Here is a 21030-nt window from a genome sequence, read left to right on the forward strand (position 1 = left end):
GCGGCGGTCCACTAGCCGCCGTTCCTGACCTTGTCCCCCGACGAGCATCGCCCGCGGGGTCTCTTCGCCGCGGGCGGATCCAGGAACGGAAACCATGAACCCCCTGTCCACAAAGGACGGTGGTCGGCGCTGGCTGACCACCGTCGGCACGAATCCGCCTCGAACCGTCGTGGCCGTCGACGACGGGACCACCGCCGACGAGGCGTTCCGGCTCGCCGCGTCCGGCACCGGACTCGCCTGGCACGGCGACTTCCCGAACGCGCGGAACCTCCTGGCCGCCCTGTCGCGTCGCTGCGGCACGGCGGCCGGGAAACCCTTTCGGGAACAGCGGAACCATCAAGCACACCGGGCGCGGATCCTCGGCAGGCTGCTGGTCCCGCTGGATCCCGGCCACGTCCTGCCGCTGCGACGCGGACCGGACGTCCGGGTCGCCTGCACCGAGATCTACGGACCGTCCGAAACCGCGTCGCTGGTGTCGCTGCGCGAGCTGCTCGGCGTCGTCGGCGCGCACGAATGGCGGGTGAAGGGCGTCGTCATCCCGGCGCTCGGCGCGAAGATCCATCCGCACCACGGGGTCTTCTCCCCCGTCCGCGGCGAGTACGTCGATCTGGTGGCGAGAACTCCTTTACCCGCGAAGGGACTGGCGTTCGACATCGGCACCGGGACCGGCGTGCTCGCCGCGGTCCTCGCCCGTCGCGGCGTCGAACGAGTCGTGGCGACGGACAACGAACCGCGCGCCATCGCCTGCGCCCGCGACAACTTCGAGCGGCTCGGTTTCCGGGGACTCGAAGTCCTGGAGGCGGACCTGTTCCCGCCCGGACGCGCGCCGCTGGTCGTCTGCAATCCGCCCTGGCTGCCCGCCCGCGCGCACACCCCGCTCGAACGCGCCGTCTACGACCCGGGAAGCCGGATGCTCCAGGCGTTCCTGGACCGGCTGCCCCGGCATCTCACGCCTGGCGGAGAGGCTTGGCTGATCCTGTCCGACCTCGCCGAACTGCTGGGCCTGCGCACGCGCGAGCAGCTCCTGCGGGCGTTCGCGCGTTCCGGCCTCGAAGTGCGCGACAGGGAGGACATCCGGCCGAGGCATCCCAAGTCCGCCGATCCGCGCGATCCGCTGCACGCCGCCCGTTCGAAGGAGGTGACCTCGCTCTGGCGGCTCACAGTCCGAGCAGCGCCCGTGCCTGACTGATGAACACGCGGGCGGCGGGGCTGACCGGCCCCTCCGTCCGCCAGGCCAGCGCCAGCTTCGCCCGCAACCCGGCCGGCCGCGTGATCTCCATGGCGTGCAGGTCCGTGTAGTGCGTCGCCAGCGACATCGGCACCACGGCGACGCCGAGACCGCGTCCGACCAGTTCGGCGACGACGTTCGGGTCGCCCGCTTCCAGCGTCACCCGCGGCTGGGCGCTGTCGGCGAGGAAGGCCGCGTCGACGATCGAGCGCATGCCGGTGCCCTTCGGCAGGCTGACCAGCGAACGGCTTTCCAGCTCCGACAGGGTGATCGTGGCGTGCGCGGTGAGCGGATCCTCCGGCCCGGAGATGGCGACGAGCGGCTCGTCGAGGACGACTTCGAGACCGATCCCCGGCGGCGGTTCGCCGGAGACGCCGATGAGGGCGATGTCGAACCGGCCGTCGGCGACGCCCGCGAGCAGGAGGTCGGAGGTCGCCTCGGCGAGGGTGATGTCGACGGCGGGGTGCCGCTCGTGGAAGCGCGCGAGCAGATCCGGCAGGTTGACCGGGCCGCGTGAGGACACCATGCCCATCGCGACCTGCCCCCGGACCAGCCCGGCGAGGTCGTCGACCGCCTGCCGCACCCCGGCGACGGCGGCGAGCGCGGCCCGCGCGTGCGGGAGCGCGGCGGCGCCGACCTCGGTCAGCCGCACCGCCCTGGCCGACCGGTCGAGCAGCGGCTGGCCGAGTTCGCGTTCGAGACGGCGGATCTGGGCGCTGACGCCGGGCTGCGCGACGTGCAGCCGCTCGGCGGCCCGGGTGAAGTTCGCCTCGTCGGCCACCGCGACGAAGTATTCGAGCTGACGCAGTTCCATAACGGATGATTCTAGTTGCCAGACCAACCAGATCTTGGACTTCTGATCGAATCGGGATCACGCTGGTGTCATGACCACACTGCTCCGCTCCGGCGACTCCGGTTACGACGACGAGCTCGCCGGCTTCCAGACCGCCGTGACCCGGCGTCCCGACGTCATCGTGGCCGCCGAATCGGCCGCCGACGTCGTCGAGGCCGTCCGCCACGCCGCCGAGCGCGGCCTCCCGATCGCCGTGCACTCGACCGGTCACGGCGTGGGCGTCCCCTTCGAGGGCGGCGTCCTCGTCACCACCCACCGCATGACCGGGATCCGGATCGACGACGGCATCGCACGGGTCGAAGCGGGCGTGCGCTGGGGTGCGGTCGTCGAGGCGGCGGCCGAGCACGGCCTGGCGCCGCTGAGCGGCTCCTTCCCCGGCGTCGGCGTCGTCGGCTACACCCTCGGCGGCGGGTTCAGCCTGCTCGGCCGCAAGTACGGCCTCGCCGCCGACCAGGTGACCGCGATCGAGGTCGTGACCACCGACGGCGAACTCCGCCGCGCCACGCCGGACACCGAGCAGGACCTGTTCTGGGCGCTGCGCGGCGGCCGCGACAACTTCGGGATCGTCACCGCGCTCGAATTCCGGCTCGTCCCGGTCACCCGGCTGTACGGCGGCAGCCTCCAGTTCGGCACCGGATCACTCGCCGCGGTGCTCCGCGCCTGGCGTGACTGGGCGGCGGACCTGCCGCGCGAGATGACGTCGTCGCTGGCCATGGTCCCGATGCCGGACCTGCCGATGGTGCCCGAGCCGCTGCGCGGGCAGCACGTCGCGCAGATCCGGATCGCCTACCTCGGCGACGCGGCCGAGGGCGAACGCCTGGTCGCCCCGCTGCGCGCCGCCGCCGAACCCCTGGGTGACACGCTCGCCGAACTCCCGTTCACCGAATCGGGCAAGATCGCGAACGAGCCGCCGTTCCCGCACGGCTACCGCGCCGACAACGCGACGGTGTCCGAACTCACCGACACGATGCTCGACGCGATCCTCGAACACGCCGGACCGGACGCCCCGTTGCCGACCGTCGTCCTGCTGGACCTCCTCGGCGGCGCGCTGTCCGACGCGCCCGAGCACCCCGGGGTCGGCTGGGACCGCGAAGCCGCCTTCACCGTCCGGGCGCTGTCCGTGGTGGACGATGCCTCGATCGCCGCGATCAAGGCCGCCCACGGGAAGCTGTTCGACGCGCTGAAGCCCTGGTCGACCGGCAAGTTGCTGACCTTCGTCTACGGTGAAAGCGACCCGGCCGAGGAAGCGTCCAAGGTGTACTCTCCGGCCGACCTGCGACGTCTCGCCGAGATCAAGTCGGCCGTCGACCCGGCGAACCTGTTCCGCCTGACACACAACGTCGAACCTGCGAGTAACGCTGGGTGATCTTCGAAATCCGCTGGTCAAGGCCCTCCGGACGGGGGAAAGGCGCAGAGAACGGCACCCGTATACTTCCGGGCCGATACCGCCATTAGGGGGCACTGTGCGCACTTTGGACCATGACGAGTTCCTCGCCATGCGTCGGTTCCCCGCGCTCGACGGGCTGCGCGCGATCGCGGCCACCATCGTGATCCTCTTCCACTTCGCGGGTCCGAAGTGGAGCTGGCTGTCCGGCTGGGTCGGCGTCTACATCTTCTTCGTGCTGTCCGGGTTCCTGATCACGACGCTGCTGCTGCGTGAACAGGACCGGACCGGCCGGATCTCGCTTTCGGCGTTCTACCTGCGCCGGGTGTTCCGGATCCTGCCGCCGTACCTGGTGATCCTCGGCGGGATCGTGGTGTTCGTGTGGCTGCGCGGCGAGTTCTTCACGCGCGAGTTCCCACACGCGCTGAAGTACTACCTGACCTTCTTCAACGAGTTCTTCCCCGGCAGCAGCCCGGACGGCCCGGACAACTTCTTCAGCGGTTCGTGGACGCTGGGCATCGAGGAGAAGTTCTACCTGTTCTGGCCGTTCCTGCTGGTGGTCGCGGGCGCGGTCGGGCTGGCCGCGGCCTGGCGCAAACTCGCGCTGGCGTTCGCCGCGTTCGCGCTGATGGCCGGGCTCATCGGGGTCACCGGCGGCTGGGTGCTCGCCGGGCCGCAGGTGCCGATCTACCGGTCGACCGTGCACTACGCGATCCTGCTGATCGGCTGCGTGCTGGCGATCGCGATGCACTACCGCCGGTCGTACGCGGTGATCAAACCGCTGACCCACCCGCTCGCGGCGATCCCGGTGTTCGGCGCGTTCGCCCTGCTGCACGTCAACATGGAAACCCTGTGGCGGGGCGCCCACACCAACCTGGGCCTGCTGATCGCCTACGGCCTGGTCTCGGCGCTGCTGCTGGTCGTGCTGGTCTCGCCGGGGCCGCTGCGCTGGCTGCTGGCGACGAAGGTGATGCGGTTCGTCGGCGAGCGCTCGTACTCGCTCTACCTGCTGCAGGGCCCGGTGCACTTCGCCGTCGTCGAGGCGATCCCGCCGCTGGGCCAGCACCGGATGATCAGCGCGCTGACCGTGTTCGCCGTCGGGCTCGGGATCGCGGACCTGATCCACCGCTGGGTCGAGCAGCCGATGATCCTCACCGGCAAGAAGCTGATCGCGCGCCGCCAGGAACGCAAGGCGCTGCGTGCGGCCGAAGCCGAACTCAAGGCGCCGAGCGCGGTCGAAGCTCCCAGCGGCGCGCGCTGACTCAGCGCGAGATCGTGACGACCGGGATCACCCGATCGGTCTTCTTCTCGTAGTCGGCGAAGCCCGGCATCGTGCTGACCATCTTCGCGTAGAGGCGGTCACGCTCGGCGCGGTCTTCGAGCACGACCGTCGCGGTCGCTTCGAACTTCTCCGTGCCGACCTCGATGGTGACCTTCGGGTTCGCCACGATGTTGTGGTACCAGGCCGGGTTCTTGTCCGCCCCGGCGTACGACGCGGCGATGACGTACTTGCCGTCGTCCTCCGAGTACGCGAGCGGAGAGGTGCGCGGTTCGCCGCTCTTCGCCCCGGTGGTGGTGAGCAGGAGCAGGGAACCGCCCTCGAACGGGCCGCCCACCTTCCCCTCGTTCTCGCGGAACTCCTTGATGATGTTCTTGTTCCAGTCGAGCATTTCGGACATCTTCGCCTCCAGTGTCGATCTCCCCGCCGCCGAGGCTACTCAGCCTTCGCGGGCCTTGCGGCGCTGCTCCTCGGCGCGTTCCCTGCACTTGCGGAGGAATTCTTCGTCGTCTTCGACGCTCGTCGCGGCGAAACGGCCCGGCCGGTCGTACTCGGGGAACGCCGGCGACTCGCGTTCGTAACGGCCGCGCGGGGCCCGTGCGACGTGCTGCGGACGACCGGCGACCAGCCAGACGATCGAGCCGACCAGCGGCACGATCAGCACCAGCAGCAGCCACATCCCCTTGGGCATGTTGCGGCACGATCCCTCGTCCGTGGTGATCACGTCGACGACACAGAAGATCCACAGGCCGAGCGAGAGAACGCCGAAAAAACCAGTGAAATACAGCATCGAAAATCTCCCCAGGTTCCGGATTGCCGGGGTAATTCTTAGCACAGGAGGGCGTCGAGAATTCCCTCGGCCACCCGCCGCGCGTGCGCCTCTCCCGGACATTCTTTGGGCCCTGCTCCGAACGGCCGTCCCCTCAGGTCCACCTCGACCGCAGCGCCGTTGACCCACCTCCGGGTGATCCGGACAGGCGGGTCCTCGCGCAGGATCCGATCGAGCAGATCGGCGGGGTCTTCGCCGCGCCGATGGGACTCCAGCGCCTTTCCGAGCAGCTTCGCCGTCGCGTCACAAGCCTGCACCAGGAGCCCGATCCGGGCGGCGGTCCGCTCGTCGACGTCACCACCGCAGGTCTCGATCAGCCGCCGCATGGCTTCTTCCGCCTCGGGCCCGATTTCGGTATGCGGGTGATAAGCGGCGGAAACCGTCGCGATTTCGCGGGAAACGTCCGGCAATCCGAGTTCCGCGGCCAGAACGGCGACCGGGACCGTCCACGAGATCCGCTCCACGGGCTCGTCCCGCAATTCCCGGGTGAGCGCGAAAGCCTTCTCCCGCAATGAGCTCATCGGCGCGAGTTCGGCGAGCACGAACTCACGACGGCGCGCGTGGTCTTCCGGGCGGCTGAACCGGGCGACGTTCGCCCGCAGCCACCGGACACCGCCCGGTTCGACGTCCTGGGGCACCGGCGGGACAGGGGCTTCGATCAACGGGTTCTCCATACCGTGACGCTAAGTGCGGAACGCTTCGGTCACGACCGAAACGTGGGCCCGCCGTCGTTGTTATGGTGACCGGGTGACGGTCGTGTCGGAGGCAACCGAAGTCGACGGCGCGGGGCGAGCGGCGCAACCGCGCCAGTTGATCGTGACCGTGTACGGCCTCTATTCACGCGGCGAGGGCGGCTGGCTTTCGGTCCGTTCCCTCATCGACCTGCTGGCCGGTGTGGACATCGAGGAACCCGCCGTCCGTTCGTCCATCTCCCGGCTGAAACGGCGCGGGATCCTTTCCGCGGTGCGCCGGGACGGGGCGGCCGGATACGAGCTTTCCGAAACCGCGCTGGCGATCCTGCGCGAAGGCGACGAGCGGATCTTCCGCCGCGAACGCGCGACCCCCGGCGACGGCTGGCTGCTCGCGGTGTTCTCCGTCCCGGAGGCCGAACGGCACAAGAGACATGTTCTGCGCACCCAGCTCGCCCGGCTCGGTTTCGGGACCGCGTCGTCCGGCGTCTGGATCGCTCCGGCGCATCTGCGCGACGCGACCTCCGACATGCTGCGACGGCTCGAACTGGAGGGGTACGCCGATCTCTTCCAGGCCGAGCACCTCGCGTTCGGCGACGTGCGGGAGAAGATCCGCGACTGGTGGGACCTCGACCAGCTGGAAACGCTCTACACCGCGTTCCTCGACGAGCACGCGTCCGCGCTCCGGCGCTGGCAGCGGCGCAAGACCACGGACGAGGCCGAGGCGTTCGCCGACTACGTCCGGGTGCTGACCGACTGGCGGCGCCTGCCCTATCTCGACCCGGGCCTGCCCGCCGAACTGCTGCCGTCCGGCTGGGCCGGGATCCGGGCCGCGGACCTGTTCTTCACGCTGCACTCGCGCTTGGGCGAGGCCGCGGCCGCGCACGTCTCCCGCACGCTGCCCTAGACCACGGCGAAACCCTGCACCTCCACCAGGGCTTCGACGTCCCAGAGCCGGCTGACGCCGATCCCCGCCATCGCCGGGTACTCGCTCCCGGCCAGCCGCTTCCACACCGCGCCGATCTCGCGCGCGTGGGCCTTGTAGTCGTCCATGTCGACGATGTAGATCGTCACGCTGCACAGGTCCGCCGGCTTCCCGCCCGCCGCGCGCAACGCGGTGAGCAGGTTGGACAACGCGCGTTCGAACTGCTCGACCACGCCGTCGCCGACGATGCGGTTCTCCTCGTTCAACGCCGTCTGACCGGCGAGGAAGACGAATCGCCCGCTCGCCGCGACGGCGTGCGAGAAACCGGACGGGCGGCCGAGTTCGGGCGGGTTGATGCGCTCCATACGGGTCACCATATCCCGTATCGTTGACGGTCGTACATACCGCGACATACCCTGAGCGGCGTGCGTATCGCGGTGTTAGGCGGCGGCCCGGCGGGGCTCTACTTCGCCGCGCTGGCGAAACAGCTCCATCCCGATCACGAGATCACCGTCTGGGAGCGCAACGCGCCCGACGACACCTTCGGGTTCGGGGTGGTGTTCTCCGACGAGACGCTCGGCGGGATCGAACACGCCGATCCGGTGATCCACGCGGCCATGCGGCGCGAGTTCGCGCGCTGGGACGACATCGACGTCCACTTCCGCGGCACGGTGCACACCTCCGGCGGGCACGGGTTCGCCGCGATGAGCCGCAAACGGCTGCTCGGCATCCTCCAGGAACGCTGCGCGGACCTCGGGGTAGACGTGCGCTTCCGCGCCGAGGCGCCGAGCGCGGCCGAGGCGAGCGCCGGATACGACCTCGTCGTCGCGGCGGACGGCGTCAACTCGCCGACCCGCGCCGCTTTCGCCGAGAGCTTCCGGCCGGGCACGCAGACCCGCCGCTGCAAGTACATCTGGCTCGGCACGGACCTCGTGTTCGACGCCTTCAAGTTCCACGTCCTCGAAACGCCGCACGGGATCATGCAGATCCACGGCTACCCCTACGGCGACACGGCGAGCACGTTCATCCTCGAACTGCACGAGGACGTCTGGCAGCGCGCGTTCGGCGAGATCGCCGCGACCTCGCTCGCACCGGGCGAGAGCGACGAGAAGTCCATCGAGGTGATCCGCGAGCTGTGCGCCGACGTCCTCGGCGACCACCAGGTGTTCGCCAACAACTCCAAGTGGACCGCGTTCGCCACCGTGCGCTGCGCGAGCTGGCGGCACGAGAACGTCGTCCTGCTCGGCGACGCCGCGCACACGGCGCACTTCTCCATCGGCTCCGGCACGAAACTCGCCATGGAGGACGCGCTCGCGCTCGCCGCCTGCCTGCACGAACAGTCCAATATGGACAGTGCACTGGAAGCCTACGAGGCCGAACGCCGTCCCGTCGTCACCTCGACCCAGCGCGCCGCCCAGGCGAGCCTGGAATGGTTCGAGAACATGGGCCAGTACACCCACCAGGATCCGGCGCAGTTCGCGTTCAACATCCTCACCCGCAGCCGTCGCGTCACCTACGACAACCTCCGGCTGCGCGATCCCGAGTTCACCGCGGAACTGGACGGCTGGCTGGCGTCCACTGTGGATGGCGAGGTCCGGCCGCCGATGTTCCAGCCGTTCCGGATCGGGAACCTGGAGCTGCCGAACCGGGTCGTCGTCTCGCCGATGGACATGTACTCCTCCGAAGACGGCGTCCCGACCGATTTCCATCTGGTGCATCTGGGAAGCAAGGCGCTCGGCGGCGCCGGGCTGGTGATGACGGAGATGGTCTGCGTCTCCGAGACCGGCCGGATCACACCCGGTTGCGGTGGCCTGTACACCGAGGAGCAGGAGCGGGCCTGGGCCAGGGTCACCGGCTTCGTCCACGGCCACACGCCCGCGCGGATCGGCGTCCAGCTCGGCCATTCCGGGCGCAAGGGCTCGACGAAACTCATGTGGGACGGCATCGACCAGCCGCTGCCGGAAGGCAACTGGGAGATCTGCGGCCCGTCCGCGCTCCCGTACGGCGAAGCGAATCAGACCCCTCGCGAACTCACCGTCCCGGAGCTGGCGGAGATCCGCGACCAGTTCGCGGCGTCCGCCCGTGCCGCCGCTCGCGCCGGGTTCGACCTGCTCGAACTCCACTGCGCGCACGGCTATCTGCTGTCGTCGTTCCTGTCCCCGCTGACCAACCGGCGCACCGACTCCTACGGTGGTTCGCCGGAGAACCGGCTGCGTTTCCCGCTCGAAGTCTTCGACGCCGTCCGAGCGGCGTGGCCCGCGGAGCGGCCGATGACGGTCCGCATCTCCGCGACCGACTGGCACGAAGGCGGGATCGACGTCGACGAGGCCGTCGAGATCGCGCGCGCGTTCGCCGAGCACGGCGCGGACGGCATCGACGTCTCGACCGGCCAGGTCGTCAGCGAGGAGAAGCCCGAGTACGGCCGCAGCTACCAGACGCCGTACGCCGACCGGATCCGCAACGAGATCGGGCGCGAGTACGGGATCGCGGTGATCGCCGTCGGCGCGATCTCCTCCTACGACGACGTCAACTCGCTGATCCTGGCAGGCCGCGCGGATCTCTGCGCGCTCGGCCGGACCCACCTTTACGATCCACAGTGGACACTGCACGCCGCGGCCGAACAGGGCTATCCGATGCCTTGGCCGAAGCAGTTCGCGGCGGGCAGCAGGAAACCGCAGGGCGACCGCACCGACGGGCCGAAACCACGGCTGGAACTGCTGCGCTCGGGGGAACCCGGCACCGCGCACGCCCGCTGGCGACCTGGGAGCGACCGATGACCGCCTTCGCACTGAGCCCGGAACAGCAGGCCTTCGCCGCCGAGGTCCGGCGGCTGGGCGCCGAGAAACTCCGGCCGCTGGCCGAATCCGGTGCCGAGGGCGCGGTGAACCGGCCGCTGCTCAAGGAGATGGGCTCGCTCGGCCTGCTCTCCCGGCTGTTCCCCGGCGTCGAGGCCGGCAGTCCGAGCCGGGAGGCGGCCGCGACGGATCTCTGCATCCTGCGGGAATCCCTCGCGAGCCAGAGCACCGAAGCCGAGACCGCGCTGGCGCTCCAGGGGCTCGGCACGTACCCGGTCCTGCAATCGGGGCAGGACTCGCAAGTCGCGAAATGGGTCCCGGCCGTGGCCGCGGGTGACGCCGTCGCCGCCTTCGCGCTCACCGAACCGAACGCGGGCTCGGACGCGGCGGCACTGGAACTGTCCGCCGAGCCCGACGGCGACGGCTGGCGCCTCACCGGCGAGAAGATGTGGATCTCCAACGCCCCCGAAGCCGACTTCTACAGCGTTTTCGCCCGCACCACCAGGGAAGCGGGTTCGCGCGGGGTCTCCGCGTTCGTCGTCCCCGCCGACCGCGCCGGCCTCTCGGGCGAACACCTCGACCTGGTCAGCCCGCATCCGATCGGCACCCTGGTGTTCGACGGCGTGCGGGTCGAGCGCGAGGAACTGCTCGGCGGGCAGGACCGCGGTTTCGGCGTCGCGATGCGGACGCTGGATCTGTTCCGCCCGAGCGTCGGCGCGTTCGCCGTCGGGATGGCGCAGGCCGCGCTCGACGCCGCGATCGCCCACTCCCGGACCCGCGTCGCGTTCGGCGGGCCGTTGCTGCGACAGCAGACCGTGGCGCACACGCTCGCCGAGATGGCGACCCGCATCGAGGCGTCGCGCCTGCTCGTCTACGCCGCGGCCGCCGCGCGAGACGCGGGCGAGCAGAACCTCGCCGGCCGCGCCGCGATGGCGAAACTGTTCGCCACCGAGACGGCCCAGTACGTCGTCGACTCCGCCGTCCAGATCCACGGCGCCCGGGCGCTGCGGCGCGGGCACCTGCTCGAACACCTCTACCGGGAGGTCCGGGCGCCGCGGATCTACGAAGGCGCGTCCGAAGTGCAGCGGACGATCATCGCCCGTTCGCTGACTTCTTGACCCGTTCGACGATGTCGCGGTAGGTCAGCCCGCTCTGCTTGATCGTCCGCGCCTGGGTCTCGCGGTCGACCCGGACCAGGCCGAGCCGTTTGGCGTAGCCGTAGGCCCATTCGAAACCGTCCAAAAAGGACCAGGCGAAGTAGCCGCGGACGTCCGCGCCCGCCTGGCGCGCGGCGGCCGTGGCGGCGATGTGCGCGGACAGGTACGCGGCGCGGTCGTCGTCGCGGACGAAGCCGGTCTCGTCGGGGACGTCGGTGAACGCGGCACCGTTTTCGGTGACGTAAAGCGGCAAACCGGGATAATCCCGGCTGATCCGGACGAGCAGTTCGGTGAGTTTGTGCGGCAGGATCTCCCAGCCCAGCACCGTCGACGGCGCCCCGAACGGGACCTTGCGGAACGCGGGCATCCCGAAGTGCTCCACCGCGTTCCCGTTCTCCTCCACCCCGGAGTAGCGCGAGCCGGAGTAGTAGTCGACGCCGAGGAAGTCGAGCGGCGCGGCGATGATCGACGGGTCCCACGGCTCGGACGGCAGCCGGATGCCCTGCCGCGCGAGGGTTTCGAGGACGTCTTCCGGGTACCGGCCGTGCACGAGCGCGTCGAGGTAGAACCGTGTGCCGAGCCCGTCCTCGAAGCGGGCGGCCTCGCGGTCGGCCTCGCTGGGCGTGGCCGGGTCCGCGGTGCTCAGGTTGAGCGTGACGCCGAATTCCGTCTCGGGCGGCGCGAGTTCCCTCATCCGCCGCACGGCGAGGCCGTGCCCGAGCAGCAGGTGGTGCGCCGCCGCCATCCCCGCCTTCGGGTCCCGGCGACCGGGCGCCATCACACCGTGGACGTAACCGTGCATGGCCGTGCACCACGGCTCGCTCAGCGTGGTCCAGTGGCGGACCCGGTCGCTCAGCCGCTCGAACACGAGCATCGCGTAATCGGCGAACCGGACGGCCGTGTCGCGCGCGGGCCAGCCACCCGCGTCTTCGAGGTGCTGCGGCAGATCCCAGTGGTAGAGCGTCAGCCACGGATCGATGCCGTTGTTGAGCAGCTCGTCGACCAGCCTGTCGTAGAAGGCGATCCCGGCGGGGTTGACGCCGCCGCGCCCGCGCGGCTGCACCCGTGACCAGGACACGGAGAACCGGTAGGTGTCGACGCCGAGTTCCTTGACGAGCCCGATGTCGGCGGGCATCCGGTGGTAGTGGTCGCAGGCGACCTCGGCGGTGTCCCCGTTGTCGATCGACCACGGGGACTGGGCGTAGGTGTCCCAAATGGACGGTGTTCGTCCGTCTTCGGCGACCGCGCCTTCGATCTGGTGCGCCGAGCTGCCGACACCCCAGCGGAAGCCGGACGGCAAGGTGCCGATGAGCTCGTCCTCGCCGGTCATGGCCTCCCTTTCTCCCCGGCTCGCCGCCTTATTTCACCAGTTAATACATGGCGGAGGCTAAGGTCGTGGGGCATCCTGGAAAGGTCCGCCGCCATAAGATGGGTATCCGCATGCCTGCCAAGCGCACCACCGTCCGTGACCTGCGGCGGCACAACCGTTCCCTCCTGCTGTCGAAACTCTACTTCGACGGCCCGCTCAGCCGCCACGAATTGAGCGGCCTGACCGGATTGAGCGCGGCGACCGTCAGCAATGTGACCGCCGAACTCGGCGAAGAACGCCTCATCACCGAAGCCGGGCTGGTCGAATCCGACGGTGGCAGGCCGCGTGTCCTGCTCCGCGTCGACCCGGCTTACGGCCATGTCGCCGGCGTCGACATCGGCGAGACCGGGGTGAAGGTCGAGTTGTTCGACCTGGCCATGAACCGGCTCGCCACCGTCGAGCATCCCCTCGCCTCGCCGAGGCCGGACGCGGCCGCCGCCGTCACCCAGGTGGCGTCCGGGATCCGGGAAGTCATCACGGAATCCGGCATCGACGAAGCGACCGTGCTCGGCGTCGGCGTCGGCGTTCCGGGCACCGTCGAACAGGGCTCTGCAGAAAAGGGCTCTGTCGAACAGGGCGGGGCGGTCCGCGTGCACGCGCCCACCATCGGCTGGAAAGAGGTCCCGCTGACCGATCTCCTGCGCTCGGAAGGTGTCGAGCTGCCGTTGTTCGTCGACAACGGCGCGAAAACCCAGGGCCAGGGGGAAATGTGGTTCGGCGCCGGTCGCGGCGCGCGGCACGCGGTGATCGTCCTGATCGGGTCCGGCGTCGGCGCGGCCGTGGTCACCGACGGCACCACCTACCGGGGCTCCACCAGCAGCGCGGGCGAATGGGGCCACACGACGATCGTCTACGGCGGGCAGGAATGCCGCTGCGGATCGCGCGGCTGCCTGGAGTCCTACGTCGGCGCGGAGGGCGTCCTCGCCCGCTATCGCAAGGCGCGCGGGGGAAAGAACGCGTCGGACGAGGACGAGCAGACGCAGTTCGCCGCCCTGCTGGAGGCCGCGGCCAAGTCCAAGGCCGCGGCCAAGGTGCTGGAGGAGACGGCGGGTTACCTCGGCGCCGGGATCGGCAACCTGATCAACCTGTTCAACCCGGAACGGATCGTGCTGGGCGGCTGGGCCGGGCTCGCGCTCGGCGAGGAGTACCTGCCCGAGATCCGGCGTGTGGCGGGCGAGCACGCGCTCGCGCACGTATTCGACCAGACCGAGATCGAACTCGGACAGCTCGGGCCGGACGCCGTCGCCATAGGAGCCGCCACCCTCCCGGTCGCCGCCCTGCTGGACCAGGGCGCGGACCCGCGGACGGCCGGGTCCAAGCGCGGGACGGCCGCCTGAGTCTTAATTCGAGGTTTGAAGAATAGGTCGCCGGACATCTTGTCGCAGTGGTAGAGACCATGCATACTTTGTTGCCAAGCACAACAAAGTGGTTCTGCCAGCGCTTTCCGTTCTCTCGCGCGCCACCCCGCGCGGGGTCCCCAACGGTCAGAGAGGCGACAACGATGTCCATCTCATCCCGCTTTCGCTGGGCGGCTGTTCTGGCCGCCGGCGTCCTGCTCGGCTCGCTCCCGGCCACGGCCCAAGCCCCCGCTTCCGCCGCCCCGGTCTCCGAGGCCGCGGTCATGGCCGCGACGTTCACCGACGACTTCAACGGTCCCGCCGGCGCCGGGATCGACACCTCGAAGTGGCACTTCGAGACCGGCGACAACGTGAACAACCACGAGCGGCAGTGGTACACGTCCGGGACGAACAACGCGGCGCTCGACGGCCAGGGCAACCTCGTCATCACCGCGAAGAAGGAGAACCCGGGCAACTACAACTGCTGGTACGGGCGCTGCGAGTACACCTCGGCCCGGCTGTCCACGCAGGGACAGTTCACCCAGGCCTACGGCCGGTTCGAAGCGCGGATGAAACTGCCGCGCGGACAGGGGATGTGGCCCGCGTTCTGGATGCTCGGCGCCGACATCGGCAACGTCGGCTGGCCCAACAGCGGCGAGATCGACATCATGGAGAACGTCGGTTTCGAGCCGAACACGGTGCACGGCACCATCCACGGCCCCGGCTACTCCGGCTCGGGCGGCATCGGCGCGGGCTACAACGGCCCGAACTTCTCCGACGACTTCCACACCTACGCCGTCGACTGGGCGCCGAACCAGATCAAGTGGTACGTGGACGGGAACCTTTACCAGACGCGCACTCCCGCCGACCTCAACGGCAACCGCTGGGTCTTCGACCACCCCTTCTACCTGATCCTGAACCTCGCCGTCGGCGGCTACTGGCCGGGTGACCCGAACTCCAGCACCGTCTTCCCGCAGCGGCTCGTCGTCGACTACGTGCACGTCAACTCCGGCAACACCGCCGGGAACACCGGGCGGATCACCGGCATCGGCGGCAAATGCGTCGACGTCGCCGCCGCGAACAGCTCGGACGGCACTCCGATCCAGCTCACCGACTGCAACGGCAACGCGGCGCAGAACTGGACCATCGGGAGCGACGGCACGATCCGCGCGCTCGGCAAATGCCTGGACGTCGCGGGCGGCGGCACCGCGGACGGCACGGCGGTGCAACTGTGGGGCTGCAACGGAACCGGCGCGCAGAAGTGGGCGGTCAGCGGCGCGCGCGACATCGTGAACCCGCAGTCGAACAAATGCCTCGACGCCACCGGGAACAGCTCGGCGAACGGGACCAGGCTCCAGATCTGGACCTGCGGCGGCAGCGCGAACCAGAAGTGGACCACGCCCTAGCCAAAACCGCCCCGCCCCCTTCGCGTTTCGTTCTCTGAATGCGGTAGTTCGTATCGCCGACTACGGCATTCAGAGGACGGAACGCGTCATTGGGCGCGTTCGGCGTAGGCCTCGACGAGCTGGGTTTCGGCGTCGTCCAGGTACCGCGCGAGGAGCTTTTCGGCGCCCATGCCGTCGCCGGCCTCCAGGCGTTCGAGGATCTCCGCGTTGCGCTTGAGGTACGGCTCGTGGAAGCGCCGCGGGTCGGCCATCATGTGGAAGACCAGCCGCAGCTCGGCGAGGATGCCGCGCATCAGCTCGTCGATCCGTTCGCTGCCGCCGAGTTCCGCGATCGCCGAGTGGAACCGGATGTTCGCGGTGCCGAGGTCCTGCCAGCGCTCACTCCGCTCGGCGAGCTTGCCGTCCTCGACCATCCGCGCGAGCTTCGCGAACGTCGGCGGCTTCTCCGTCACCGCCCGCACCGCAGAGCACTCGACGACCTTGCGCACCTTGTAGAGGTCGACGACGTCCTCGACCGAGAGCATCCGCACGAAGACGCCGCGATTGAGCTCGTGGGTCAGCAGGCGTTCGTGCGTGAGCAGCCGGAACGCCTCGCGCAGCGTGTTGCGGGAGACGCCGAGCGCCGAGCCGATGTCGTGTTCCGACAGGCGCACGCCGGGCAGGAAGAACCCTTCCGCGATGCGGGTGCGGAGGACGCCCGCGACCCGCTCGGCGGTGCTGGTCCGGCTGATCATGTCCCGGTCCGCTTCGAGTCCTCGCACCGATGAAGGACCACCCTCCGCGATCGTCACGTGACCGATCCTACCTAGGCACAAGAGGCCAAGCCAGAGATCCCCTTGTGGAATTGTTGAACAATCCCTACAGTGCTGTACCTGGCTTCCCATGTGACCCGTGCCACGATGAGATTCACCCTCTGGAGGTGCCGATGAACGCGACAGCCACTACCGAAGACACACGTCCCTTCGCCTGGTTCCGCACGCTCGGTTCGCGAGGCCGCCGGGCCTTCGTCGGCGCGTTCGGCGGGTACGGGCTCGACTCGTTCGACTACCAGACCCTGCCCCTGGGCCTGGCCGCGATCACCGCCTACTACGGCCTCTCCGGCGGCGAGGCGGGCCTGCTCGGCACGACGACGCTGGTGGTCTCGGCGATCGGCGGCATCGGCGCGGGCGTCCTGGCCGACCGCATCGGCCGCGTGCGCACCCTCCAGATCACCATCGCGATGTACACGGTCTTCACCGTTCTCTGCGGGTTCGCGCCGAACTTCGAGACGCTCCTGATCTTCCGCGCCCTGCAGGGACTCGGTTTCGGTGGCGAGTGGGCCGCCGGCGCCGCGCTGGTGGCCGAGTACTCGCAGGCGCGCTACCGCGGCCGGACCGTCGCCTTCGTACAGAGCGCGTGGGCGGTCGGCTGGGCGCTGTCGGTCGTCGTCTACACCGTGGTGTTCAGCATCTGGAGCCCGGACGTCGCGTGGCGCGTCATGTTCTGGACCGGTGTCATCCCCGCACTGCTGGTGCTGTGGGTCCGCCGCAACGTCCAGGACGCGCCCGTCGCGGAAGCGGCCAGGGCCACCAAGAAGGAACGCGGTTCGCTGGCGGGCATCTTCAAGCCGGACCTGCTGCGCACGACGCTCTTCGCCGCGCTGCTCGCCACCGGTGTCCAGGGCGGTTACTACACGCTCGCGACCTGGCTGCCGAGCTACCTCAAGACCACCCGCGGCCTCACCGTGATCGGGACCGGCGGCTATCTCGCGTTCCTGATCTCCGGCGCGTTCATCGGCTACATCACCGGCGGTTACCTCACGGATCTCTTGGGCCGCAAGAAGACCTTCCTGCTGTTCTCGGTGCTTTCGGCGGGCCTCATCGTGGCCTATACGCAGATCCCAGCCGGCGCCAACACGCTGGTGCTGTTCCTCGGCTTCCCGCTCGGGTTCTCGATGTCCGCGATCTTCAGCGGGTTCGGCGCGTTCCTCGCCGAGCTGTACCCGTCGGCGCTGCGCGGGACCGGTCAGGGCTTCACCTACAACCTCGGCCGGGCCATCGGCGCGACCTTCCCCGCCGTGGTCGGTTTCCTCGGCGCGGGCGGCGCGATGGTGTTCGGCGCGGTCGGCTACGGCATCGCCGTGCTGGCGCTGCTCGGCCTGCCCGAGACTCGCGGCCGCGAACTGGTGTGACGACAATCGGGACAGGAGGCACCGCGATGACCACTTTCGACGAACCGGCGACGTTGTCCCCCGGCGAGGCCCGCGCCCTGTTCCGGGCGGGCACGGCGCGCCCGACCACCGGCTGGGCGAACGGGTTCACCCAGACCAACCTGATCGCCGTCCCCGAGGACTGGGCCTACGACGTCCTGCTGTTCTGCCAGCGGAACCCGCAGCCCTGCCCGGTGCTCGACGTCAGCGATCCCGGCGACCCGTCGACGCGGCTGGCGCCCGGCGCGGATCTGCGCACCGACCTGCCGCGCTACCGCGTCTGGCAGAACGGCGTGCTGTCCGGTGAGATCCCGGACGCGAGCGGGGTGTGGCGCAGCGACATGGTCGCGTTCTCGATCGGGTGCAGCTTCACCTTCGAAGCCGCGCTGGCCGCGGAAGGCATCCCGCTGCGGCACGTCGATCAGGGCCGCAACGTGGCGATGTACGTGACGGACCGCGAATGCGTCCCGGCCGGGCGGCTGCACGGGCCGATGGTGGTCTCGATGCGGCAGATCCCCGAAGACCACGTCGAGGACGCCGTGCGCGTCACCCGCGGGATGCCCGCCGTGCACGGCGCGCCCGTGCACATCGGCGATCCTGCCGCGCTCGGCATCGCCGATCCGGGCAGACCCGATTTCGGCGACCCCGTCGACGCGGAACCCGGTGACGTGCCGGTGTTCTGGGCGTGCGGCGTGACCCCGCAGGCGGCGCTGATGGCCTCGCGGCCGCCGTTCGCGATCACGCACGCGCCGGGCTACATGTTCGTGACCGACAAGCTCGACAGTGAGTTCAGGGTGGCCTGATGGATCTCAACAGTGACCTCGGTGAAGGTTTCGGCGCCTGGAAGATGGGCGACGACGACGCCATGCTCGACATCGTCACCAGCGCGAACGTCGCGTGCGGCTTCCACGCGGGCGACCCGTCGGTGATGCGGCGCGTGTGCGAACGCGCGGCGGAGCGGGGTGTCGTCATCGGCGCCCACGTCGCCTATCGCGATCTGGCCGGGTTCGGGCGGCGGGCGATGGACGTCGCCCCCGCCGACCTCGCCGACGACGTGCTCTACCAGATCGGCGCGCTCGACGCGTTCGCCCGCGCGGCGGGGACCCGGGTGCGCTACGTCAAACCGCACGGCGCGCTGTACAACACGGCCGCGGTCGATCCGGAACAGGCGGGCGCGGTGGTCGAAGCGATCCGGCGGTTCCGGCCCGAACTCGCGCTGCTGTGCCCGCCGGGGTCGGAAATGGCCCAGCAGGCCGAAAAAGCCGGTCTCTCCGCGTACGCCGAGGCCTTCGCGGATCGCGCGTACACGCCGGAAGGCCTTCTGGTATCCCGGAAACTTCGGGGCGCAGTGCTCCACGACGCCGACGAGGTGGCCGAGCGGGCGGTCGCGATGGCGGCCACCGGCAAGGTCGTCGCCGTCGACGGAACGGAACTGGCCCTCCAGCCGCATTCGCTCTGCGTGCACGGTGACACGCCCGGCGCCGTCGAACTGGCGCGGCGGATCCGCGCGGGGCTCGGCGAGGCCGATGTCCGCATCGGATCCTTCCTCGAGGCCGCGTGATGCGGGTGCTGCCCTACGGGGCGCGTGCGGCCATGGTCGACTTCGACGATCCGTCGGAGGTGCTCGGGCTGCACGCGTCACTGGAGCAGGATCCGCCGGACGGCGTCGTCGAACTGGTCCCGGCCGCGCGGACCCTGCTCATCCGGTTCGACCCTGGCCGGACCCATCACGACCGGCTCGCCGGCGACGTCCTCGATCGGTCCACAGTGGACGTCGCGCCGCGCGAAGCCGCCGAGATCGTCGTACCCGTGCGTTACGACGGCCCGGACCTGGCCGACGTCGCGGCCGCCACCGGGATGTCGGCGGAAGCGGTCGTCCGCCGGCACGAGGACGGGACGTACGTGTCGGCGTTCTGCGGCTTCGCCCCGGGTTTCGCCTACCTGACCGGACTCGACCCCTCGCTGCACCTGCCGCGCCGGACGAGCCCGCGCACCCGGGTCCCCGCCGGATCGGTCGCGATCGCGGGCGAGTACACGGCGGTGTACCCGAACGCCTCGCCCGGCGGCTGGCAGCTGATCGGGCGGACCACGCTGCCGGTGTGGGACGTCGAACGGGAGCCGCCGAACCTGCTGGCCCCGGGTACGCGGATCCGGTTCACTTCATGACCGCGAAGATCGAAGTGGTCCGTCCCGGCGTTTTCGCCACCGTGCAGGACCTCGGGCGGCCGGGGCTCGCCGCGATCGGCGTCGGCCGGTCCGGCGCCGCCGACCGCGGTTCGCTTCGGCTGGCAAACCGGCTCGTCGGGAACCCCGAAGGCCACGCAGCGCTGGAGTGCGTGCTGGGCGGCCTCGCCCTGAGGTTCTCGGCGCCGTCGACCGTCGCCGTCACCGGCGCGCCGTGCTCGATCACCGCCGGCGGCCGCGCGATGGGCCCGCACGCCCCGATCTCGATTGGTCCCGGCGACGAACTCGTTCTCGGCACGGCTTCCCAGGGTTTGCGGTGCTACGTCGCCGTTCGTGGCGGCATCGACGTCCCACCGGTACTGGGCGCGCGGGCAACCGACACCCTGGGCAAACTCGGCCCGCCCGTGCTTTCGGCCGGAATGACCTTGCCGGTGGGGCAGCGGACGCTGGCTCACCCCGGCGTGGATCTCGCTCCTCGTGCCCTGCTGCCCGACGTCCCGGTTCTGCGGGTCACTCCGGGGCCACGGGTCCCGTGGTTCGTCCCAGACGCACTGTCCACTTTGGTCTCTTCTGGTTACGTCGCCACCGCCGATGTCGATCGGGTGGGTGTCCGGCTCTCGGGACCGGCACTGTCGCGGGCGCGGGACGGCGAGTTGCCACCCGAGGCCGCCGTGCCCGGCGCGTTGCAGATTCCTCCTTCGGGGCAGCCGATCCTGTTCCTCGCCGACCATCCGGTGACCGGGGGCTATCCGGTGATCGCGGTGGTGGACGAGGCTGATCTGGATCTGGCCGCGCAGGTGCGGCCGGGACAACAGGTGCGGTTCCGGCTCGCCTGAGTGGCTTTTAGATGACACGATCAGACGGCTGAACACGTGCCCGGCGGTCGCGATTTCCGGAGCTGCCGAACGATGAAGTCGACCTGTCGGTCATCGGTCCGCGCCGGTGCGCCAAGACCGGGGGCCCCACCTCGCGACGGGTGTCGCGAAAGCGACTTATCGGGCGGTACGCCAAAGATGGCAGGATCGATCCTGCCGAGCGGGCATTCTTCGTTGCCTGAGGGCCTCGTTCCGGACTGCCCGGCGACCAGTCGCACTTCCGAGTGTCCACACGGGACGATTGACGGGCGATCGAGTGTCCGTTTCATGCCCAGATGACGCCTTACGCGTGGGGTCGTGAGTGGCGATTCGGGTTCTATTGAGGGGTAAGGCAAAGGTGTCCCTGCCCGGGTGTCAAGTCCGTGAAGGCCTCCTTGAGGGACCCTGGGTCCCTCAAGGAGGCCTTCACGGACCGGCGACCGACGGTGACGAACGAAACGATGGGGACTTTCCCCGCGTCGCGTGAGTGGAAAGCCCCCATCTCCGCGGGTCTTGCGGTGGTCGTGGGTGACGGAGGCCCGGAGGTGTCGCG

The 21030-nt window shown here is 69.8% G+C and carries 20 protein-coding genes; 13 read left to right on the plus strand and 7 right to left on the minus strand.

The window, feature by feature from the left end:
• Positions 1-94 precede the first annotated feature (94 nt).
• Positions 95-1189 carry a class I SAM-dependent methyltransferase gene (locus AB0N89_RS13325; protein ID WP_364204101.1) on the plus strand — a complete coding sequence of 365 codons (1095 nt, stop codon included), beginning with the start codon at positions 95-97 and terminating at the stop codon, positions 1187-1189.
• Here the strand turns inward: AB0N89_RS13325 and AB0N89_RS13330 are convergent.
• A complete protein-coding gene (locus AB0N89_RS13330; protein WP_364204103.1) occupies positions 1158-2042 on the minus strand; it encodes a LysR substrate-binding domain-containing protein in 885 nt (294 codons plus the stop codon). The two genes, AB0N89_RS13325 and AB0N89_RS13330, sit on opposite strands and share 32 nt — an antisense overlap.
• A 70-nt stretch (positions 2043-2112) precedes the next feature.
• Between AB0N89_RS13330 and AB0N89_RS13335 the strand changes: the two genes are divergently transcribed.
• Positions 2113-3447 carry an FAD-binding oxidoreductase gene (locus AB0N89_RS13335; RefSeq protein WP_364204105.1) on the plus strand — a complete coding sequence of 445 codons (1335 nt, stop codon included), beginning with the start codon at positions 2113-2115 and terminating at the stop codon, positions 3445-3447.
• A gap of 97 nt (positions 3448-3544) precedes the next feature.
• Positions 3545-4726 carry an acyltransferase gene (locus tag AB0N89_RS13340; protein WP_364204107.1) on the plus strand — a complete coding sequence of 394 codons (1182 nt, stop codon included), beginning with the start codon at positions 3545-3547 and terminating at the stop codon, positions 4724-4726.
• Position 4727: 1 nt separating this feature from the next.
• On the opposite strand, the gene AB0N89_RS13345 is transcribed toward AB0N89_RS13340, so the two are convergent.
• Genes AB0N89_RS13345 through AB0N89_RS13355 form a run of 3 tightly spaced genes read right to left on the minus strand, consistent with a single transcriptional unit; the run spans position 4728 to position 6247 of the window.
• Entirely contained in the window at positions 4728-5144 is a 417-nt protein-coding gene (locus tag AB0N89_RS13345; RefSeq protein ID WP_026467014.1) for a nitroreductase family deazaflavin-dependent oxidoreductase, read from the minus strand.
• A gap of 39 nt (positions 5145-5183) precedes the next feature.
• The gene (locus AB0N89_RS13350) at positions 5184-5534 is read right to left on the minus strand and encodes a PLDc N-terminal domain-containing protein (RefSeq protein WP_364204109.1); all 351 of its coding nucleotides are present in this window, start codon (positions 5532-5534) and stop codon (positions 5184-5186) included.
• A gap of 38 nt (positions 5535-5572) precedes the next feature.
• Positions 5573-6247 carry an oxidoreductase gene (locus AB0N89_RS13355; protein WP_364204111.1) on the minus strand — a complete coding sequence of 225 codons (675 nt, stop codon included), beginning with the start codon at positions 6245-6247 and terminating at the stop codon, positions 5573-5575.
• Positions 6248-6320: 73 nt separating this feature from the next.
• On the opposite strand from AB0N89_RS13355, the gene AB0N89_RS13360 reads away from it, so the two are divergent.
• Positions 6321-7169: a PaaX family transcriptional regulator C-terminal domain-containing protein gene (locus AB0N89_RS13360; protein WP_364204113.1), complete on the plus strand. Its 849-nt coding sequence runs from the start codon at positions 6321-6323 to the stop codon at positions 7167-7169.
• Here AB0N89_RS13360 and AB0N89_RS13365 read toward each other — a convergent pair.
• On the minus strand, positions 7166-7564 hold the full coding sequence (locus tag AB0N89_RS13365; protein WP_364204114.1) for a RidA family protein: 399 nt from the start codon (positions 7562-7564) through the stop codon (positions 7166-7168). The genes AB0N89_RS13360 and AB0N89_RS13365 overlap by 4 nt on opposite strands.
• Before the next feature lie 48 nt (positions 7565-7612).
• Here AB0N89_RS13365 and AB0N89_RS13370 point away from each other — a divergent pair, with 48 nt between their 5' ends.
• Positions 7613-9964 (plus strand): bifunctional salicylyl-CoA 5-hydroxylase/oxidoreductase, encoded by a 2352-nt coding sequence (locus AB0N89_RS13370; RefSeq protein ID WP_364204116.1) that lies wholly within the window; start codon positions 7613-7615, stop codon positions 9962-9964.
• The gene (locus AB0N89_RS13375; RefSeq protein WP_364204118.1) at positions 9961-11100 is read left to right on the plus strand and encodes an acyl-CoA dehydrogenase family protein; all 1140 of its coding nucleotides are present in this window, start codon (positions 9961-9963) and stop codon (positions 11098-11100) included. Before AB0N89_RS13370 ends, AB0N89_RS13375 begins: the two co-directional genes overlap by 4 nt.
• Here the strand turns inward: AB0N89_RS13375 and AB0N89_RS13380 are convergent.
• Positions 11075-12469, minus strand: a complete 1395-nt coding sequence (locus tag AB0N89_RS13380) for a GH1 family beta-glucosidase (protein ID WP_364204120.1) — start codon at positions 12467-12469, stop codon at positions 11075-11077. The genes AB0N89_RS13375 and AB0N89_RS13380 overlap by 26 nt on opposite strands.
• A gap of 98 nt (positions 12470-12567) precedes the next feature.
• On the opposite strand from AB0N89_RS13380, the gene AB0N89_RS13385 reads away from it, so the two are divergent.
• On the plus strand, positions 12568-13845 hold the full coding sequence (locus AB0N89_RS13385; RefSeq protein WP_364204122.1) for an ROK family protein: 1278 nt from the start codon (positions 12568-12570) through the stop codon (positions 13843-13845).
• A gap of 164 nt (positions 13846-14009) precedes the next feature.
• Positions 14010-15251 (plus strand): family 16 glycosylhydrolase, encoded by a 1242-nt coding sequence (locus tag AB0N89_RS13390; protein ID WP_364204124.1) that lies wholly within the window; start codon positions 14010-14012, stop codon positions 15249-15251.
• 86 nt (positions 15252-15337) lie between these two features.
• Here the strand turns inward: AB0N89_RS13390 and AB0N89_RS13395 are convergent, their stop codons facing one another.
• The gene (locus tag AB0N89_RS13395; protein WP_364204143.1) at positions 15338-15985 is read right to left on the minus strand and encodes a GntR family transcriptional regulator; all 648 of its coding nucleotides are present in this window, start codon (positions 15983-15985) and stop codon (positions 15338-15340) included.
• A 191-nt stretch (positions 15986-16176) separates the two neighbouring features.
• On the opposite strand from AB0N89_RS13395, the gene AB0N89_RS13400 reads away from it, so the two are divergent.
• From AB0N89_RS13400 to AB0N89_RS13420, 5 genes are read left to right on the plus strand one after another with little or no spacing between them, the layout of a single operon-like run.
• The gene (locus tag AB0N89_RS13400) at positions 16177-17421 is read left to right on the plus strand and encodes an MFS transporter (RefSeq protein ID WP_364204126.1); all 1245 of its coding nucleotides are present in this window, start codon (positions 16177-16179) and stop codon (positions 17419-17421) included.
• Positions 17422-17447: 26 nt separating this feature from the next.
• Positions 17448-18242, plus strand: coding sequence for a putative hydro-lyase (locus AB0N89_RS13405; RefSeq protein WP_364204128.1), 795 nt, complete (start codon positions 17448-17450; stop codon positions 18240-18242).
• Positions 18242-19000, plus strand: coding sequence for a 5-oxoprolinase subunit PxpA (locus tag AB0N89_RS13410; protein WP_364204129.1), 759 nt, complete (start codon positions 18242-18244; stop codon positions 18998-19000). The genes AB0N89_RS13405 and AB0N89_RS13410 overlap by 1 nt, the downstream gene beginning before the upstream one ends.
• Positions 19000-19605 (plus strand): allophanate hydrolase subunit 1, encoded by a 606-nt coding sequence (locus tag AB0N89_RS13415; RefSeq protein WP_364204131.1) that lies wholly within the window; start codon positions 19000-19002, stop codon positions 19603-19605. Before AB0N89_RS13410 ends, AB0N89_RS13415 begins: the two co-directional genes overlap by 1 nt.
• Positions 19602-20459, plus strand: a complete 858-nt coding sequence (locus tag AB0N89_RS13420; RefSeq protein WP_364204133.1) for a biotin-dependent carboxyltransferase family protein — start codon at positions 19602-19604, stop codon at positions 20457-20459. Before AB0N89_RS13415 ends, AB0N89_RS13420 begins: the two co-directional genes overlap by 4 nt.
• Positions 20460-21030 lie beyond the last annotated feature (571 nt).

Origin of the sequence: Amycolatopsis sp. NPDC089917 (genome assembly GCF_040684635.1) — a bacterium.
Taxonomy (GTDB): domain Bacteria; phylum Actinomycetota; class Actinomycetes; order Mycobacteriales; family Pseudonocardiaceae; genus Amycolatopsis.

Coding starts and splice junctions, on each gene's coding strand:
- AB0N89_RS13325 (WP_364204101.1), top strand. CDS start 95: ATGAACCCCCTGTCCACAAAGGACGGTGGTCGGCGCTGGCTGACCACC.
- AB0N89_RS13330 (WP_364204103.1), bottom strand. CDS start 2,042: ATGGAACTGCGTCAGCTCGAATACTTCGTCGCGGTGGCCGACGAGGCG.
- AB0N89_RS13335 (WP_364204105.1), top strand. CDS start 2,113: ATGACCACACTGCTCCGCTCCGGCGACTCCGGTTACGACGACGAGCTC.
- AB0N89_RS13345 (WP_026467014.1), bottom strand. CDS start 5,144: ATGTCCGAAATGCTCGACTGGAACAAGAACATCATCAAGGAGTTCCGC.
- AB0N89_RS13350 (WP_364204109.1), bottom strand. CDS start 5,534: ATGCTGTATTTCACTGGTTTTTTCGGCGTTCTCTCGCTCGGCCTGTGG.
- AB0N89_RS13355 (WP_364204111.1), bottom strand. CDS start 6,247: ATGGAGAACCCGTTGATCGAAGCCCCTGTCCCGCCGGTGCCCCAGGAC.
- AB0N89_RS13365 (WP_364204114.1), bottom strand. CDS start 7,564: ATGGTGACCCGTATGGAGCGCATCAACCCGCCCGAACTCGGCCGCCCG.
- AB0N89_RS13375 (WP_364204118.1), top strand. CDS start 9,961: ATGACCGCCTTCGCACTGAGCCCGGAACAGCAGGCCTTCGCCGCCGAG.
- AB0N89_RS13380 (WP_364204120.1), bottom strand. CDS start 12,469: ATGACCGGCGAGGACGAGCTCATCGGCACCTTGCCGTCCGGCTTCCGC.
- AB0N89_RS13385 (WP_364204122.1), top strand. CDS start 12,568: ATGGGTATCCGCATGCCTGCCAAGCGCACCACCGTCCGTGACCTGCGG.
- AB0N89_RS13390 (WP_364204124.1), top strand. CDS start 14,010: ATGTCCATCTCATCCCGCTTTCGCTGGGCGGCTGTTCTGGCCGCCGGC.
- AB0N89_RS13395 (WP_364204143.1), bottom strand. CDS start 15,985: ATGATCAGCCGGACCAGCACCGCCGAGCGGGTCGCGGGCGTCCTCCGC.
- AB0N89_RS13400 (WP_364204126.1), top strand. CDS start 16,177: ATGAACGCGACAGCCACTACCGAAGACACACGTCCCTTCGCCTGGTTC.
- AB0N89_RS13405 (WP_364204128.1), top strand. CDS start 17,448: ATGACCACTTTCGACGAACCGGCGACGTTGTCCCCCGGCGAGGCCCGC.
- AB0N89_RS13410 (WP_364204129.1), top strand. CDS start 18,242: ATGGATCTCAACAGTGACCTCGGTGAAGGTTTCGGCGCCTGGAAGATG.
- AB0N89_RS13415 (WP_364204131.1), top strand. CDS start 19,000: ATGCGGGTGCTGCCCTACGGGGCGCGTGCGGCCATGGTCGACTTCGAC.
- AB0N89_RS13420 (WP_364204133.1), top strand. CDS start 19,602: ATGACCGCGAAGATCGAAGTGGTCCGTCCCGGCGTTTTCGCCACCGTG.